At 71.1% G+C, this 14910-nt stretch carries 11 protein-coding genes and 2 rRNA genes (1 of these 13 running past the window's edge); 1 reads left to right on the top strand and 12 read right to left on the bottom strand.

What is annotated here, in order from left to right:
• Window positions 1–8: 8 nt before the first annotated feature.
• From IR170_RS00070 to IR170_RS00030, 9 genes are all read right to left on the bottom strand, one after another.
• Window positions 9–632: an NUDIX domain-containing protein gene (locus IR170_RS00070; RefSeq protein ID WP_193660756.1), complete on the bottom strand. Its 624-nt coding sequence runs from the start codon at window positions 630–632 to the stop codon at window positions 9–11.
• Window positions 633–642: 10 nt separating this feature from the next.
• Window positions 643–2331 (bottom strand): CTP synthase, encoded by a 1689-nt coding sequence (locus IR170_RS00065; RefSeq protein WP_056864521.1) that lies wholly within the window; start codon window positions 2329–2331, stop codon window positions 643–645.
• A gap of 514 nt (window positions 2332–2845) precedes the next feature.
• A complete protein-coding gene (locus tag IR170_RS00060; protein WP_193660755.1) occupies window positions 2846–3745 on the bottom strand; it encodes a copper transporter in 900 nt (299 codons plus the stop codon).
• Window positions 3742–4944, bottom strand: coding sequence for a putative cytokinetic ring protein SteA (steA, locus tag IR170_RS00055; protein WP_193660754.1), 1203 nt, complete (start codon window positions 4942–4944; stop codon window positions 3742–3744). The genes IR170_RS00060 and steA overlap by 4 nt, the downstream gene beginning before the upstream one ends.
• 196 nt (window positions 4945–5140) lie before the next feature.
• Window positions 5141–6913 carry a DNA repair protein RecN gene (gene recN, locus IR170_RS00050; protein WP_193660753.1) on the bottom strand — a complete coding sequence of 591 codons (1773 nt, stop codon included), beginning with the start codon at window positions 6911–6913 and terminating at the stop codon, window positions 5141–5143.
• On the bottom strand, window positions 6906–7877 hold the full coding sequence (locus IR170_RS00045) for an NAD kinase (protein ID WP_056864525.1): 972 nt from the start codon (window positions 7875–7877) through the stop codon (window positions 6906–6908). Before IR170_RS00045 ends, recN begins: the two co-directional genes overlap by 8 nt.
• Window positions 7874–8716, bottom strand: a complete 843-nt coding sequence (locus tag IR170_RS00040; protein ID WP_193660752.1) for a TlyA family RNA methyltransferase — start codon at window positions 8714–8716, stop codon at window positions 7874–7876. The genes IR170_RS00045 and IR170_RS00040 overlap by 4 nt, the downstream gene beginning before the upstream one ends.
• Before the next feature lie 4 nt (window positions 8717–8720).
• Window positions 8721–9089 (bottom strand): hypothetical protein, encoded by a 369-nt coding sequence (locus tag IR170_RS00035; protein WP_227488369.1) that lies wholly within the window; start codon window positions 9087–9089, stop codon window positions 8721–8723.
• Between the two features lie 9 nt (window positions 9090–9098).
• Complete coding sequence (locus IR170_RS00030) at window positions 9099–10109, bottom strand: HAD-IIA family hydrolase (RefSeq protein ID WP_227488368.1); 1011 nt, start codon at window positions 10107–10109, stop codon at window positions 9099–9101.
• Between the two features lie 120 nt (window positions 10110–10229).
• Here IR170_RS00030 and IR170_RS00025 point away from each other — a divergent pair, with 120 nt between their 5' ends.
• Entirely contained in the window at window positions 10230–11354 is a 1125-nt protein-coding gene (locus IR170_RS00025) for a DUF1015 family protein (protein WP_193660751.1), read from the top strand.
• On the opposite strand, the gene IR170_RS00020 is transcribed toward IR170_RS00025, so the two are convergent.
• The 3 genes from IR170_RS00020 to IR170_RS00010 all read right to left on the bottom strand — a co-directional run.
• Window positions 11329–11700, bottom strand: coding sequence for a single-stranded DNA-binding protein (locus IR170_RS00020; protein ID WP_193660750.1), 372 nt, complete (start codon window positions 11698–11700; stop codon window positions 11329–11331). The genes IR170_RS00025 and IR170_RS00020 overlap by 26 nt on opposite strands.
• Before the next feature lie 201 nt (window positions 11701–11901).
• Window positions 11902–12018: ribosomal RNA gene (gene rrf / locus IR170_RS00015) — 5S ribosomal RNA — on the bottom strand.
• A gap of 154 nt (window positions 12019–12172) precedes the next feature.
• Window positions 12173–14910, bottom strand: a 23S ribosomal RNA gene (locus IR170_RS00010) (it continues 395 nt past the right edge of the window).

Raw genomic sequence — 14910 nt, 5'->3', positions numbered from 1 at the left:
GGGCGACACTATCGGGACGCGCGCGCCGATCCCGCCAGGCCCCTGGCGTGTGCGGCGAGCACCGCGATCACGACGGGCGCGTCGCGCAGGCGGCCGTCGAGCACCGCCTCGACCATGTCGTCGAAGGCCACCCAGCCCGTCTCCATCTCGGCCTCCTCGTGGGCCGGCACGAAGTCGCCGCGCCCCACCTCGCGCAGTCCCCGCGCGAGGTAGATGTGGGCCAGCTCCTCGGAGATCCCGGGCGAGGAGTACGTCGACACCAGGTGGGTCCACTCCTGCGCCTCGTAGCCGGCCTCCTCGACCAGCTCGCGGCGCGCGACGTCGACCGGCTCCTCCCCGTCGACGTCGAGCAGCCCGGCGGGCAGCTCCACGAACCGGGTCTGCGCCGCGTGGCGGTACTGCCACAGGCACAGCACCCGCTCCTCGTCGTCGACGGCCAGGATGACCGCGGCGCCGGGGTGCTCGAGCACCACGCGGCGGAAGGGCTCCTCCTCGGGGTGGCCGGGGCGCTGGATGCGGTCCTCGCGCAAGGCCACGACCCAGCCGTCGCGGTGCAGGTCACCGCTGGAGCGGACCGGCCAGGAGGCCGGCTCGTCGCGCAGCGCGGGCTGCTCGCCGGCGCCGTCGGCCACCGCGCCCACCTCAGGCCTCCGCGGCGTCGCGGCGCACGAGCTCGGCGTCGATCGGGAACCGCAGCTCCTTCTGCCGCTCGATCGCCGCGCCGACCAGGCCCGCGAAGAGCGGGTGCGGTCGCGTCGGGCGCGAGCGCAGCTCGGGGTGGGCCTGGGTGGAGACGTAGTAGGGGTGCACCTCGCGGGGCAGCTCGACGAACTCCACGAGGCTGTCGTCGGGGGCCGTGCCGGAGAAGACCAGGCCGGCCTCCTCGAGCCGGGCGCGGTAGGCGTTGTTGACCTCGTAGCGGTGGCGGTGCCGCTCGTGCACCAGCGCCTCGCCGTAGGCGGCGCGCACGACGGTGCCGTCCTTGAGCGCCGCGGGGTAGAGCCCCAGGCGCATCGTGCCGCCGAGGTCGCCGGCCCCCTCCACGTACTCCTTCTGCTCGGCCATCGTCGCGATGACCGGCTCGGGGGTCTCGGGATCGAACTCCGTGGACCCGGCCTGCTCCAGGCCCAGGACGGTGCGGGAGTACTCGATCACCATGCACTGCAGGCCCAGGCACAGCCCGAGGGTGGGCAGGCCGTGGGTGCGGGCGTAGGTGAGGGCGCCGAGCTTGCCCTCGAGGCCGCGGATGCCGAAGCCGCCGGGCACGCAGACGGCGTCGAGGTCCTGCAGGTTCCGCGCGGCGCCCGCCGGGGTGGCGCAGTCGTCGGAGGGGATCCAGCGCAGGTTGACCTTGGCCTCGTGGGCGAAGCCACCGGCACGCAGCGCCTCGGCCACCGAGAGGTAGGCGTCGGGAAGGTCGATGTACTTGCCGACCAGGCCGATGGTCACCTCCTCCTTGGGGTGGTGCACCCGGCGCAGCAGGTCGTCCCACAGCGTCCAGTCGACGTCGCGGAAGGGCAGGTCGAGGCGCCGCACGACGTAGGCGTCGAGGCCCTCGCGGTGCAGCACCTTGGGGATGTCGTAGATCGACGGGGCGTCGGCCGCGGTGACCACGGCCTCCTCGTCGACGTCGCACATCAGCGAGATCTTCTTCTTGATCGAGGCCGGCAGCTCGCGGTCGGCGCGGCACACGACGGCGTCGGGCTGGATGCCGACCTGGCGCAGCGCGGCCACGGAGTGCTGGGTGGGCTTGGTCTTCAGCTCCCCCGACGGGCCGATGTAGGGCACCAGCGAGACGTGGAGGAAGAAGCAGTTGCCCCGCCCGATGTCGTGGCGCACCTGGCGCGCGGCCTCGAGGAAGGGCAGCGACTCGATGTCGCCGACCGTGCCACCGACCTCGGTGATGACGACGTCGACGTCCTCGCCGCCCATCGCGAGCACGCGCTCCTTGATCTCGTTGGTGATGTGCGGGATCACCTGCACCGTGTCGCCGAGGTAGTCGCCGCGGCGCTCCTTGGCGATGACGCTGGAGTAGACCTGACCGGTGGTGACGTTGGCGATCTGACCGAGGTCGGTGTCGAGGAAGCGCTCGTAGTGGCCGATGTCGAGGTCGGTCTCGGCGCCGTCGTTGGTCACGAAGACCTCGCCGTGCTGGAAGGGGTTCATCGTCCCCGGGTCCACGTTGAGGTACGGGTCGAGCTTCTGCATCGTCACCCGCAGCCCCCGCGAGCGCAGCAACCGGCCAAGGCTGGACGCCGTGAGCCCCTTGCCGAGCGAGGAGGCGACGCCTCCGGTGACGAATACGTGCTTGGTCGGCCCTGGGTTCCTCACGGAACTCCACCCTACGTCAGGTCGGCCCGCCCCGTGACCACCCGCCGCGACACGCCGCCGCGCGGTGACCGACGAGACACCGACGCCGGCCGGGGAGGCGGCGCCAGCGACCGTCTCGACACCACCCGACCCCACCCACGACAGCGGACGGACACGCCCCAGCACGGCGGTTGAGGAGGGAGCGCCAGCGACCGTCTCGACACCACGCGACCCCGGGCGTCGACAGCGGACGGACACGCCCCAGCACGGTGGTTGAGGAGGGAGCGCCAGCGACCGTCTCGACACCACCCGACCCCGGGCGTCGACAGCGGACGGACACGCCCCAGCACGGTGGTTGAGGAGGGAGCGCCAGCGACCGTCTCGACACCACCCGACCCCGGGCGTCGACAGCGGACGGACACGCCCCAGCACGGTGGTTGAGGAGGGAGCGCCAGCGACCGTCTCGAAACCACCCGACCCAGCCGTCCAGCGTCCAGCACAACGACGTCACGGGGACGATCGCCGCCCCCGGGCATCAGTCGACCGGCACGGCCCCGTCGGCTCCGGCGACCCCGAAGTCGCCCCCGGCCCCCGACGGCGCGCGGAGCAGGGCGAGCAGGGTGGTGACCTGTCCCGGCGCGGTCTCGACCCCGTCCACGCTCGGGACGGCCTCGACGCCGCCGTCCTCGCGCAGCGTCGCCAGCACCCCGTCGGCCCCCGACGACGTCGGCCCGGCGAGCACGACGCCCTGCGTCGTCGCGGAGAGCCCGCTCAGCAGGTCCTGGAGCACGTCGGGGTCGACCTGCTGGTCGTCGCCGAGCACCACGACGAGCAGCGGCGCCAGGGCGGCGTCGGGCTCCGGCGAGGTCACCAGGCCGGCCTCGCTGAGGCTGTCGCGCACGGTGCGGCCGGCGTCGGTCACCTCGCCACCGGCCTCCGACGAGCTGCCCACGGCCAGCCCCGTGAGCTGTCCCAGCCTCACGTACGCCGGCGCGTCGGGGTCGATGCCCCGGGCCGCCGGCGCGTCACCGAGCTGCTCGAGCACCTGCGTGCCGAGGCTGTCCACCAGGGTGCTCGACGTCGGGTCGGTCAGCCGGGCCTGGAGCTCGTAGCGCGCGGCGACCTCGCCGCCGGCGACCTGCACCTGGTCGGAGAGCGCGGTGAGCGTGTCCTCGTCGGCGCCCGGCAGCGCCAGCAGCGCCACGGGACGCTCGGCGAGCGCGTCGTCGTAGAGCCGCGCCGCCGTCGCGGCGGCGAAGGCCTCGCCGTAGCCGGCCTGGGCGATCGGCCCTGTCTCGGCCGAGGCCTGACGGGCGGTGGCGGTGTCCCGGTCTCGGCCGAGCTCGCTGAGCGGACCCCCGCCGAGCACGACCCCGACGGCCAGGGCGAGGAAGACGGCGACGAGCGAGACGACGTGGTGGCGGTACGAGATCACGGGAGAAGTCCTTGCAACAGGTCGGAGAGGGTGCGGCCGAGGTCGCCGAGAGCGTCGGCACCCTGGTCGGCCCAGGTCTGGCCCACGGGGGTGACGGCCACGGCGGCGGCGAGGGCGAGCAGACCGGCCAGCATCACCAGCAGCAGGTGGACCGGACGCACGCGACCCGAGTAGAGCCGGGGCACCGCGTCGGCGTCGACGAGCCGCGCCCCCAGGGCGAGGCGCACCAGGTGGCTCCCGGCCGCACTCGAGCGGGTCCGGTCGAGCAGGTCGGTGAGACCACCGGCCAGCCCGACACCGACGACGAGGGCCGGGTCGTGGGCGTCGACGGTCAGCAGCGCGGCGTCGGCGGCGTCGAGGGAGGTGGCCAGCCGCGAGGGCCGGATGCCGAGGCGGTCGAGGGAGTCGGCGACGTCGCTGCGGCCGAGGTCGCCCACCAGCACCACGTCGCCGGCGGCGCGCAGCGTGCGCGCCGAGGGCAGGGTCGGCCGGTCGTGGCGCAGGTCGACCACCACGACGTCGACGTGCAGACCGGCGGCGACCACCTCGTCGGCGAGGTCGGCGGCGGCCACGACCACCGGCTCCTGCTCGCGCAGGAACGGCCGCAGCTGCGCCAGCTGCTCGCGGTGCCGGGCGCCGGCGGCCACGAGGACCACGGTGCGCCCCCGCACCGCGGTGGCCAGGCGTGGGAGGCCCTCGCGGTGCAGCAGGAGGGGCTCCTCGCGCCGCAGCAGCTCGGTGCCGTGGTGGCTGATGGTCTCGAGCTGGGTCGCCAGCCCGCTGCGGGCGGCGTCGAGGTCCTCGCGCAGCACGCCGAGGTCGACGCTGCGACCGGGCACCTGCTCCCCGCTGTCGAGGTGGAGCACGCCCTCCTCGACCACCACGCGCGCACCGTCGCGCAGTCGCGAGCGACCCGCGGCGCCGAGACCGTCGACGAGCACGATGCCGGCCTCGGCCAGCACCAGCGGCCCCTGGGCGGGGAAGCGCCCCGAGACGAAGGGCGAGACGTTCACGACCGCCGACACCCCCGCTCCCACGAGGCGTCGCGCCGTGGCGCGGTCGAGGTCGCTGTGGTCGAGCACGGCCACGTCTCCCGACCGCAGCCGCGGCAGGAGGTCGCTGGTGCGGGCCTCGAGCCGCAGGGGGCCGACGAGGCCGGTGGTCTCGGGGGCGGGACGCAGTCTTTCGGGGAGCCTCATGACCGCCCCATGCTGACATCCGCCCGGCACCGTCCCGGGCACCTCGACGCGCCGGGCGCGTCGGCCCGCCCGTGCCCGTCCCGACCCGTGCCGCGTCCCCGGCCAGGACCCGGTCACCGGTCCCGGGCAGGACGCGGCGGCGACCCGGCGACGGCCTGACGACGACCTGACGACGGCCTGGGGACCGGGTCGGGTCTCAGCCGACGGGCAGCGCGCGCGCCGGGCCGGCCACCTCGAGGAGCTCGCGGGCGTGCGCCAGCGCGGTGTCCGAGCCGGTGAGTCCGGCCATCATGCGCGACAGCTCGCGCTCGCGCTGGGTGTCGTCGAGCACCGCGAGCCCCGAGCTGGTGACGGTGCCGTCGTTGGACTTGCTGACGACCACATGGCGGTCGGCGTACGCCGCGACCTGCGGCAGGTGGGTCACCACGAGGACCTGGGCGTCACGGGCCAGGCGGGCCAGGCGCCGCCCGACCTCCACGGCGGCCGTGCCGCCGACGCCTGCGTCGACCTCGTCGAAGACGAACGTCGGCACGGGGCTGGTGCCGGCCAGCGCGACCTCGAGGGCGAGCATCACCCGCGAGAGCTCGCCGCCCGAGGCACCCTTGTGCAGCGGGCGCGGCTCCGAGCCGGTGTTCGCCGCGAGCAGCAGGTCGACCTCGTCGAGGCCCGACGGGGCGTAGCGCAGCCAGCGCTTCCCGACCCGCAACGGCGTGCCGACCCGGGCGGGGTCACCGGTCTCGGCCGGGGCCTCCACGGCGTGCTGCCTGACCTCCACGACGACCCGGGCGTGCGGCATGGCCAGCATGCCCAGCTCACCGGTGACCGCCTCGGCCAGCCGCGTGGCGGCCTCGCCGCGCAGCTGCGAGAGCCGCAGTCCGAGGTCGGCCAGCTCCTCGCGCAGCTCCTCGCGCTCCTGGCGCAGCTGCTCGACGCGCTCGTCGGTGCCGTCGAGGTCCAGCAGCCGGCGCGACGACGTCTCGGCCCAGGCGAGGACCTCGTCGATGGTCTCGCCGTACTTGCGGGTCAGCGCGGTCAGCGCGGCACGTCTCTCGGAGACCGCGGCCAGACGCGCGGGGTCGACCTCGACCCGGGTGGCGTAGGAGGCCACGTCGGCGGCCAGGTCGGAGAGCAGGTAGGAGATCTCACCGAGCCGGTCGGCCAGTCCGGCGGCCTCCGGGTCGTGGGCGCGCACCGACTCCAGCGCCGAGCGGGCGGCCGTGGTCGTCGCGAGCGCGTCGGGTGCACCGTCCTCGCTCGAGAGCGCCTCACGGGCCTGCTCGGCGGCGGTCCGCAGGGTGTCGGAGAAGCCCAGCCGGGTCTCCTCGGCGGCCAGCGCGACGTCCTCGCCCACCTCGGGCGAGACGGCCTCGACCTCCCCGAGCCCGAAGCGGAGCAGGTCGGCCTCGCGCGCCCGCTCCCGAGCGCTGGTGACGACCTCGACGAGCTCCGTCTCCACGGCCCGCAGCCGTTCGAAGCACGCCGTGTACGCCGCCGCGGCCCCGGCCACGGCGTCTCCGCCGAAGCGGTCGAGCGCGTCGCGCTGGGCCCTCGGCTGCAGCAGGCGGTGCTGGTCGGACTGGCCGTGCACGGCGACGAGGGGCTCGCTGACCGACGCCAGCGTCGAGACGGGCACCGAGGCGCCGCCCACGAAGGCCCGCGAGCGGCCCTCGGCCGAGACGTTGCGGGCCAGCACGACGTGGCCGTCCTCGACCTCGCCACCGGCGTCCTCCACCGATGTCGCGAAGCCGCCCAGGCCGTCGACCCTCACCAGCCCCTCGACCCGGGCCGAGCGGGCACCCGTGCGCACGGCGCCGCTGTCGCTGCGCCCGCCCAGCAGCAGGCCCAGGGCGGTGACGATCATGGTCTTGCCCGCTCCGGTCTCACCGGTGATGACGGTCAGGCCGGGACCGAGCTCGAGCGTGGAGGAGTCGATGACGCCCAGGGAGCTGATCCGGATCTCCTCAAGCACGGTCGTCTCCCTTGCGTCGCCTCTCCGCGGCGCCGCGCCAGCCCTCGACGGGCAGCCCGAACTTGGCCACGAGACGGTCGGTGAAGGGCGCCTCGTGCAGGCGCACGAGGCGCATCGGCCGCTCGCCGCGCCGCACCTCGACCCGCGCGCCGGGCGGCAGCTCGACGGCTCGTCGCCCGTCGCACCACAGCACGCCCGAGACGCCGGTGCGCGCCAGCACCTCGACGGCCAGCACCGACGTGGGGGCCACGACCATCGGGCGGGCGAAGAGGGCGTGAGCGCTGATGGGCACCATGAGCAGGGCCTCGACGCCCGGCCAGACGATCGGTCCGCCGGCGCTGAAGTTGTAGGCCGTGGACCCGGTCGGGGTCGCGCAGACGACGCCGTCGCACCCCCACCGCGACAGCGGGCGCCCGTCGACCTCCGCGACCACCTCGAGCATCCGCTCGCGCGAGGCCTTCTCGACGCTGGCCTCGTTGACGGCGTAGGTGCGGGTGACGACCTCGCCGTCGACGTAGACCACGACGTCGAGGGTCATCCGGTCCTCGGAGGAGTAGCGCCGGTCCACGATGGCCGCGATCGTCGACTCGACGTCGTCGTGCTCGGCCTCGGCGAGGAAGCCCACGTGGCCCAGGTTGACCCCCAGCACGGGGGTCTGGCTGGCGTGGGTGATCTCGGCGGCCCGCAGGATCGTGCCGTCGCCCCCGATCACGAGGGCCAGCTCGCACCCGGCGCTGGGGTCGCGGTGCAGGTCGGTGATCTCGAGGTGGCCCGGGTGGCCCGGGTGCTCGTCGGCGGTGAGGCCCAGGTCGTCGGCCTCGCCGGCGAGCAGGCGCACGACGATCCCGTTGCTGGTGAGGGCCTTGCAGAACTCCAGGGCGACCTCGCGGGCCTCCTCGCGCCCGGTGTGGGTCAGCATGAGCACACGGCGCACCGCCGGGTCGGCGCTCGGGGAGTCACTCATGGCTCCACCCTCTCACCCGCCACCCCCAGCGGCGCCGCGGTGGTGACGACGGTGTGGATCGCGTCCTCGTCGACCGTGGCCGGGCCGTGGCGCAGCCAGAGGAAGAACTCCACGTTGCCCGAGGGTCCCGGCAGCTGGCTGGTCGTCACGGCCCGGGCCCCCCAGCCGCGCGAGGCCGCCGCGGCGGCGACCGACTGCACCGCCTCGGCGCGCAGCTCCGGGTCGCGCACGACCCCGCCCTTGCCCACCCGCTCCTTGCCCACCTCAAACTGCGGCTTGACCATCAGGGCCAGGTCGCCGTCGGGCCGGGTCACCCGCAGCAGCGCGTCGAGCACCAGCTCGAGGGAGATGAACGACAGGTCGCCCACCACGACGTCCACCGGGTCCCCGACCAGCGGCAGGTCGAGCTCGCGGATGTTGGTGCGGTCGTGCACGACGACCCTCTCGTCCTGGCGCAGGGGCCAGGCGAGCTGGCCGTAGCCGACGTCGACGGCGAGCACCTGGGCCGCGCCGCGGCGCAGCAGCACGTCGGTGAAGCCCCCGGTGGAGGCCCCCGCGTCCAGGCAGCGCCGGCCCGCCACGTCGAGGCCGAGCGGCGCGAGGTCGTCCAGGGCGCCCGCCAGCTTGTGGCCGCCGCGCGAGACGTAGTCCGGTCGGTCGTCGGAGGCCTCCGCGACCACGATGGCCACGTCTGTGGTGACGCCGGTGGCCGGTTTGCGGGCGAGCGCGCCCGAGACCTTCACACGACCGGCGGCGATGAGCTCGCTGGCGTGCTCGCGCGAGCGGGCGTGGCCGCGACGCACGAGCTCCGCGTCGAGGCGCAGTCGACGAGGGGGCACGGCGTCACGCCCCGCCGTCGGAGCGGGACGAGGATCCCGGCCCCGGACGGGGTACGCCGGTCGCGCCGGGCCGCGGACCGGGCGCACCTGTCCGACCCGGCGACGGCACCCCGGGCCCCGGTCGCTCCACCGTGACCGGCACGTCGCGCGGGGCGCCGTCCGCGTCCGCGGCCGGGTCCGGGCCGAGCAGCCCGTCCACGTCGTCCAGTGCTCGGCGCAGGCGGTCGTGGGCGTCCTCGAACACCGCGACGTGCTCGGCGACGGGTCGCCCGTCGAGCCGGGTGACGGCCTCGACGACCTCGTCGACCTCGGCCACCCCGGTCGGGGCGTGCTCCTCGCTCAGGGGGGCGCCGGCCCCGGGGGTGTGGCTCATGGCGCGAGGCTACCGCCGCTCCGTGCCCGGGGCCCGCAGCCGGTCGACGCCCACGGGTCGTCCGCCCGCGTCGAGGTGTTCCCACGCGGCGGTGGCGACCACGCGCCACCAGTCGTCCGCCGATCCGTCGCCCTCCACCACCAGCTCGGCTGCGCCGTCGACCTCCGCCGTCCACCCGCCGCACTCCACCGTCGCGTCGTTCCGGGTGGGCTCCGGATGGGCCTGCAGCAGCCCGGAGAGGTCCGCCGCGAGGTACGTCGGTCGCTCCCGGGGCCGTGCCGCCACGAGCTCGGGGAGGCCGGTCACACCGGTCATCACGAGCAGTGCGGGCATGTCGACGCCGACCGCGCCCTCGATGTCGGTGTCGAGCCGGTCCCCCACCATCAGCGGCGTGGCGCCCCCCACCCGGCGGACGGTCTCGTCGAGCAGCGGGCGGGCGGGCTTGCCCGCGACCACCGGGTCGACCCCGGCGAACCGGCTGAGCGTCTCGACCAGCACCCCGTGCCCGGGCGCCGTGCCGTAGGCCGTCGGGATGCTCATGTCGGTGTTGCTGGCCACCCACCACAAACCGTCGCGCACCCGCACCGCGGCCCGCATGATGTCGCGCCAGAGCACGTCGGGGCCGTAGCCCGTGGCGAGCGCGTCGGCCTCGTCCTCGATGCCGACGGGCTCCAGGCCCTCCTCGCGCAGCGCCTCCAGCAGCCCGTCGGCTCCCAGGGCCGCGACCCGCGCTCCCGCGCCCAGCCGGTCCACGAGCACCCGCGCGGCGGCCTGGGCCGACGTGACCACGTCCTCGCGCGCGGCGTCCACACCGAGCTCGGTCAGGTGCGCGGCTACGGTCTCGGGTGTCCGTGAGGCGTTGTTGGTGATGAAGGCGATGCGCTGGTCCCGCTCGCGGGCGGCCGCGATCGCCTCGGCCGCGCCGGGCACCGCCTCCCCACCGATGTAGACCACGCCGTCGAGATCGAGCATGGCCAGGTCGTGCTGGTCGCAGAGAGCTCGGTCGGTCCCACGCAGCATGGTGCACCCCTCGGTCGTGGCCGGCGCCGGCCGGCGGTCGTCACCGGCCCCACGCGGGCCGGTGGGCCCAGCCTGCCCGGTGGTCCCTGGTTCGGCGGGCCCGCCCCCTACGATGCGCAGATGGAGCGCTCCGGCACGGTCACCCCGCCGTACGTCGCCGGACCGCTCCACCTGGGGCCCTTCCGGGCCCTGCGAATGGCGCCCCTGCGGGTGGGCGATCCCGCGACCGCGCGCACCTTCGGCCGGTCCCAGCGCAAGGTGCTGGACCGGCTGGCGCGCTGGGAGGAGCACGGACAGGTCGCGCGCGACCGGGTGCCTGCGCTCTACGTCCACGAGTACACCGCCGCCGGCCTCACCGTCCGCGGCGTCGTGGGCGTGCTCGACCTCTCGCGTCGCGCCGTCCTCCCCGCCGAGCGCGCCGTGCTGCCCCACGAGGGCGTGCGCCCCGCCCAGGCCGACGACCTCGCCGACAAGCTGGCCGAGATCCGCCTCCACCCGGCCCCCATCCTCCTGGTCCACCGCGCCTCCGAGACCCTGCGATCCTTGACGCGGGGCCAGGTGGCCCGGCGCCCCACCCACGCCTTCCGGGACCGCATCGGGCAGGAGCACCGGCTGTGGGCCGTGACCGACCCCGACGAGATCGCGGCGGTCCAGGGCGAGGTCGCTCCCAGTCGCGTCCTCATCGCCGACGGGCACCACCGCTACGCCGCCTACCTCCGCCTCCAGGCGCGCGACCCCGGCGGCGCCGCCGACCACGGCCTCGTCATGCTCGTCGACCAGACCGACACCCCACTCCACCTCGGTGCCATCCACCGTGTCGTCCAGGGCGTCTCCCTGCCTGAGCTGACCCGCGCGGTCACCAGCATCGGTGGCACCGGCGAGCGCGTACGCCGCTCCGCCGCCCTCGACCACCTCGGCCCCGACCACCTCGTGGCCACCGACGGGGAGCACTGGAGCGCCCTGACCCTCCCGACCGGCTCCGGCCGCTCGGCGGTCGAGCTCCTGCACGAGGCCGTCCTGCCGTCGCTGCCTCGCAGTCCGCGCTCCGTGGACTACCACCACACGGCCGAGAAGGCGGCGGCGGCCGCTCGGCCCGGCAAGGCCGTGGCCGTGCTCCTGCCCGCGCCCGACGTGGACCACGTGGTCGCTGTCGCCGCCGACGACCGGCTGCTCCCCGAGAAGGCCACGTCCTTCCAGCCCAAGCCGAGCCCCGGGGTGCTCATGCACTCGCTGCTCGACGGATGAGTCGGGCCTCGGCGACCTCGATCTCCACCCGCGACGAGGCGGCCGCCCCCTGACGGAAGAACCGGCGGCGCACAGCGCCGCGGACCTCCACGACGTCGCCCGGCGACCAGCGCGACACCGTCCGGCGCGTCCGCGCCGACCAGGCGCTGCAGTCGAACGTGTCGACCCTCTGCCTCGAGCCCGTCACGCTGCCCGCACGGTCCACCACCAGGCGCACCGAGCAGACGGGATCGCCACTCGGGAGCTCGCGGACCACCGCCTCGCCCGACACACGGCCCACGAGACGGACCTCGTTGACCGGCGCCACGTCGTCCCCAGCAGGGACCGCTTCCTTCGTGCGTGCCATCACGCATCACCTCCAGCACCACTGTGGCGCGTTCGAGGCACGCGCACCGCGCCGTGCCACGCAGGTGTGGACGGACGAGCGTCCTGTCGCGCCTGGGGACGCTCAGTGGGCCGTGCCGGCGGTGCGGCGCAACGACTGTGAGGTCTTGAAATGGCTTGTGGGGCCACCCGGTAACAGGTGACCCCACAAGCACTAAGAATTGTCCGGCGGCGTCCTACTCTCCCACAACCTCTCGGTTGCAGTACCATCGGCGCTGAAAGGCTTAACTTCCGGGTTCGGGATGGGACCGGGTGTTTCCCTTTCGCTATGGCCGCCGTAACTCTTGCGAACCCACACCACCACAAAAAGCGGGTGTGGATCCAAGCCATTATTCACATATGCATGTGACGTGTTGTGTGACTGGTTCGTGGACGCGAACATACGCTGCAGATACAGGCAACTAGACCTCTTTGTAGGTCTTGTTGAATGAGTGTAAGACAAGCCCTCGGCCTATTAGTACCGGTCGGCTAGGCATCACTGCTGTACACCTCCGGCCTATCAACCCAGTGTTCTGCTGGGGGCCTTACCCACATACGTGGTGGGAAACCTCATCTTGAAACGTGCTTCCCGCTTAGATGCATTCAGCGGTTATCACTCCCGAACGTAGCTAACCAGCCGTGCCCCTGGCGGGACAACTGGCACACCAGAGGTTCGTCCATCCCGGTCCTCTCGTACTAGGGACAGCCTTTCTCAAGTTTCCTGCGCGCGCGGCGGATAGGGACCGAACTGTCTCACGACGTTCTAAACCCAGCTCGCGTGCCGCTTTAATGGGCGAACAGCCCAACCCTTGGGACCTACTCCAGCCCCAGGATGCGACGAGCCGACATCGAGGTGCCAAACCATCCCGTCGATATGGACTCTTGGGGAAGATCAGCCTGTTATCCCCGGGGTACCTTTTATCCGTTGAGCGACGCCGCTTCCACCTGCTGGCGCCGGATCACTAGTTCCGACTTTCGTCCCTGCTCGACATGTCTGTCTCACAGTCAAGCTCCCTTGTGCACTTACACTCAACACCTGATTGCCAACCAGGCTGAGGGAACCTTTGAGCGCCTCCGTTACATTTTAGGAGGCAACCGCCCCAGTTAAACTACCCATCAGGCACTGTCCCTGAACCAGATAATGGTCCTAGGTTAGACATCTAGTACGACCAGAGTGGTATTTCAACGATGACTCCACCCACACTGGCGTGTGGACTTCACAGTCTCCCACCTATCCTACACAAGCCGAACCAAACACCAATACCAAACTATAGTAAAGGTCCCGGGGTCTTTCCGTCCTGCCGCGCGTAACGAGCATCTTTACTCGTAGTGCAATTTCGCCGAGTCCACGGTTGAGACAGCGCCCAAGTCGTTACTCCATTCGTGCAGGTCGGAACTTACCCGACAAGGAATTTCGCTACCTTAGGATGGTTATAGTTACCACCGCCGTTTACTGGGGCTTAAGTTCTCAGCTTCGAGCTTACGCTCTAACCGGTCCCCTTAACCTTCCAGCACCGGGCAGGAGTCAGTCCGTATACATCGTCTTACAACTTCGCACGGACCTGTGTTTTTAGTAAACAGTCGCTTGGGCCTGGTCTCTGCGGCCATCAACGCTCCCCCAGCACGTGGGTTCACGCATCCGGCCCCCCTTCTCCCGAAGTTACGGGGGCATTTTGCCGAGTTCCTTAACCATGGTTCGCTCGATCGCCTTAGTATTCTCTACCTGATCACCTGAGTCGGTTTGGGGTACGGGCGGCGCATAGCTCGCTAGAGGTTTTTCTCGACAGCATAGGATCATCCACTTCACCATTCGGCTCCCCATCAGATCTCAAGCTCGACATCAAAGTCAGAACGACGGATTTGCCTATCGTTCGCCCTACATCCTTAGCCGTACACAACCATCGGTACGGTTGGACTACCTTCCTGCGTCACCCCATCGCTTGACTACTACCAGTTCGGGTCCCACGCTACGCTCACACGCCTCGCCCCGAAGGGTCCGGTCACGTGAGTTTCAGATGGTTAGCATCACTAGGTTCGTCATGGGCGCTACTTTGCCGGTACGGGAATATCAACCCGTTGTCCATCGACTACGCCTGTCGGCCTCGCCTTAGGTCCCGACTTACCCAGGGCAGATTAGCTTGACCCTGGAACCCTTGATCATTCGGCGCACGTGTTTCTCACACGTGATTCGCTACTCATGCCTGCATTCTCACTCGTGTCGCATCCACCCCTGGATCACTCCGGAGCTTCACTCGCGACACGACGCTCCCCTACCCATCCACACACCTGAACCAACCTCGAAGGCGGCTTAGCTATATATGTGAATGCCATAGCTTCGGCGGATGACTTGAGCCCCGCTACATTGTCGGCGCGGAATCACTTGACCAGTGAGCTATTACGCACTCTTTCAAGGGTGGCTGCTTCCAAGCCAACCTCCTGGTTGTCACTGCGACTCCACATCCTTTTCCACTTAGTCACCGCTTAGGGGCCTTAGCTGATGGTCTGGGCTGTTTCCCTCTCGACTACGGAGCTTATCCCCCGCAGTCTCACTGCTGCGCTCTCACTTACCGGCATTCGGAGTTTGGCTAACGTCAGTAACCTGGTCGGGCCCATCGGCTATCCAGTGCTCTACCTCCGGCAAGAAACACACAACGCTGCACCTAAATGCATTTCGGGGAGAACCAGCTATCACGAAGTTTGATTGGCCTTTCACCCCTATCCACAGGTCATCCCCTCAGTTTTCAACCTAAGTGGGTTCGGTCCTCCACGCGGTCTTACCCGCGCTTCAACCTGCCCATGGATAGATCACTTCGCTTCGGGTCTTGATCGTGCTACTAAGTAGCCCTATTCGGACTCGCTTTCGCTACGGCTTCCCCACACGGGTTAACCTCGCAACACAACGCAAACTCGCAGGCTCATTCTTCAAAAGGCACGCCGTCACCCCGCCACACAAGGTGGACAAAAGCTCCGACGGATTGTAGGCACACGGTTTCAGGTACTATTTCACTCCCCGCCAGGGGTACTTTTCACCTTTCCCTCACGGTACTTGTCCGCTATCGGTCATCAAGGAGTATTTAGGCTTAACGGGTGGTCCCGCCAGATTCACACGGAATTTCAGGGGTTCCGTGTTACTTGGGAAAACGCATCAGAGTCGCACACTTACACTTACGGGGCTATCACCCTCTACGGCGCC

Origin of the sequence: Nocardioides kribbensis (assembly GCF_015070375.1) — a bacterium.
Lineage (GTDB): Bacteria > Actinomycetota > Actinomycetes > Propionibacteriales > Nocardioidaceae > Nocardioides > Nocardioides kribbensis.
The sequence above is the reverse complement of the archived record's forward strand: the minus strand, read 5'-3'. Positions and strand labels throughout refer to the sequence as shown.

Excerpts from the sequence above, each read along its gene's own strand:
- steA (WP_193660754.1), bottom strand. The coding sequence starts at position 4,944 with ATGAGGCTCCCCGAAAGACTGCGTCCCGCCCCCGAGACCACCGGCCTC.
- IR170_RS00045 (WP_056864525.1), bottom strand. The coding sequence starts at position 7,877 with ATGAGTGACTCCCCGAGCGCCGACCCGGCGGTGCGCCGTGTGCTCATG.
- IR170_RS00035 (WP_227488369.1), bottom strand. The coding sequence starts at position 9,089 with ATGAGCCACACCCCCGGGGCCGGCGCCCCCCTGAGCGAGGAGCACGCC.
- IR170_RS00030 (WP_227488368.1), bottom strand. The coding sequence starts at position 10,109 with ATGCTGCGTGGGACCGACCGAGCTCTCTGCGACCAGCACGACCTGGCC.
- IR170_RS00025 (WP_193660751.1), top strand. The coding sequence starts at position 10,230 with ATGGAGCGCTCCGGCACGGTCACCCCGCCGTACGTCGCCGGACCGCTC.
- IR170_RS00020 (WP_193660750.1), bottom strand. The coding sequence starts at position 11,700 with ATGGCACGCACGAAGGAAGCGGTCCCTGCTGGGGACGACGTGGCGCCG.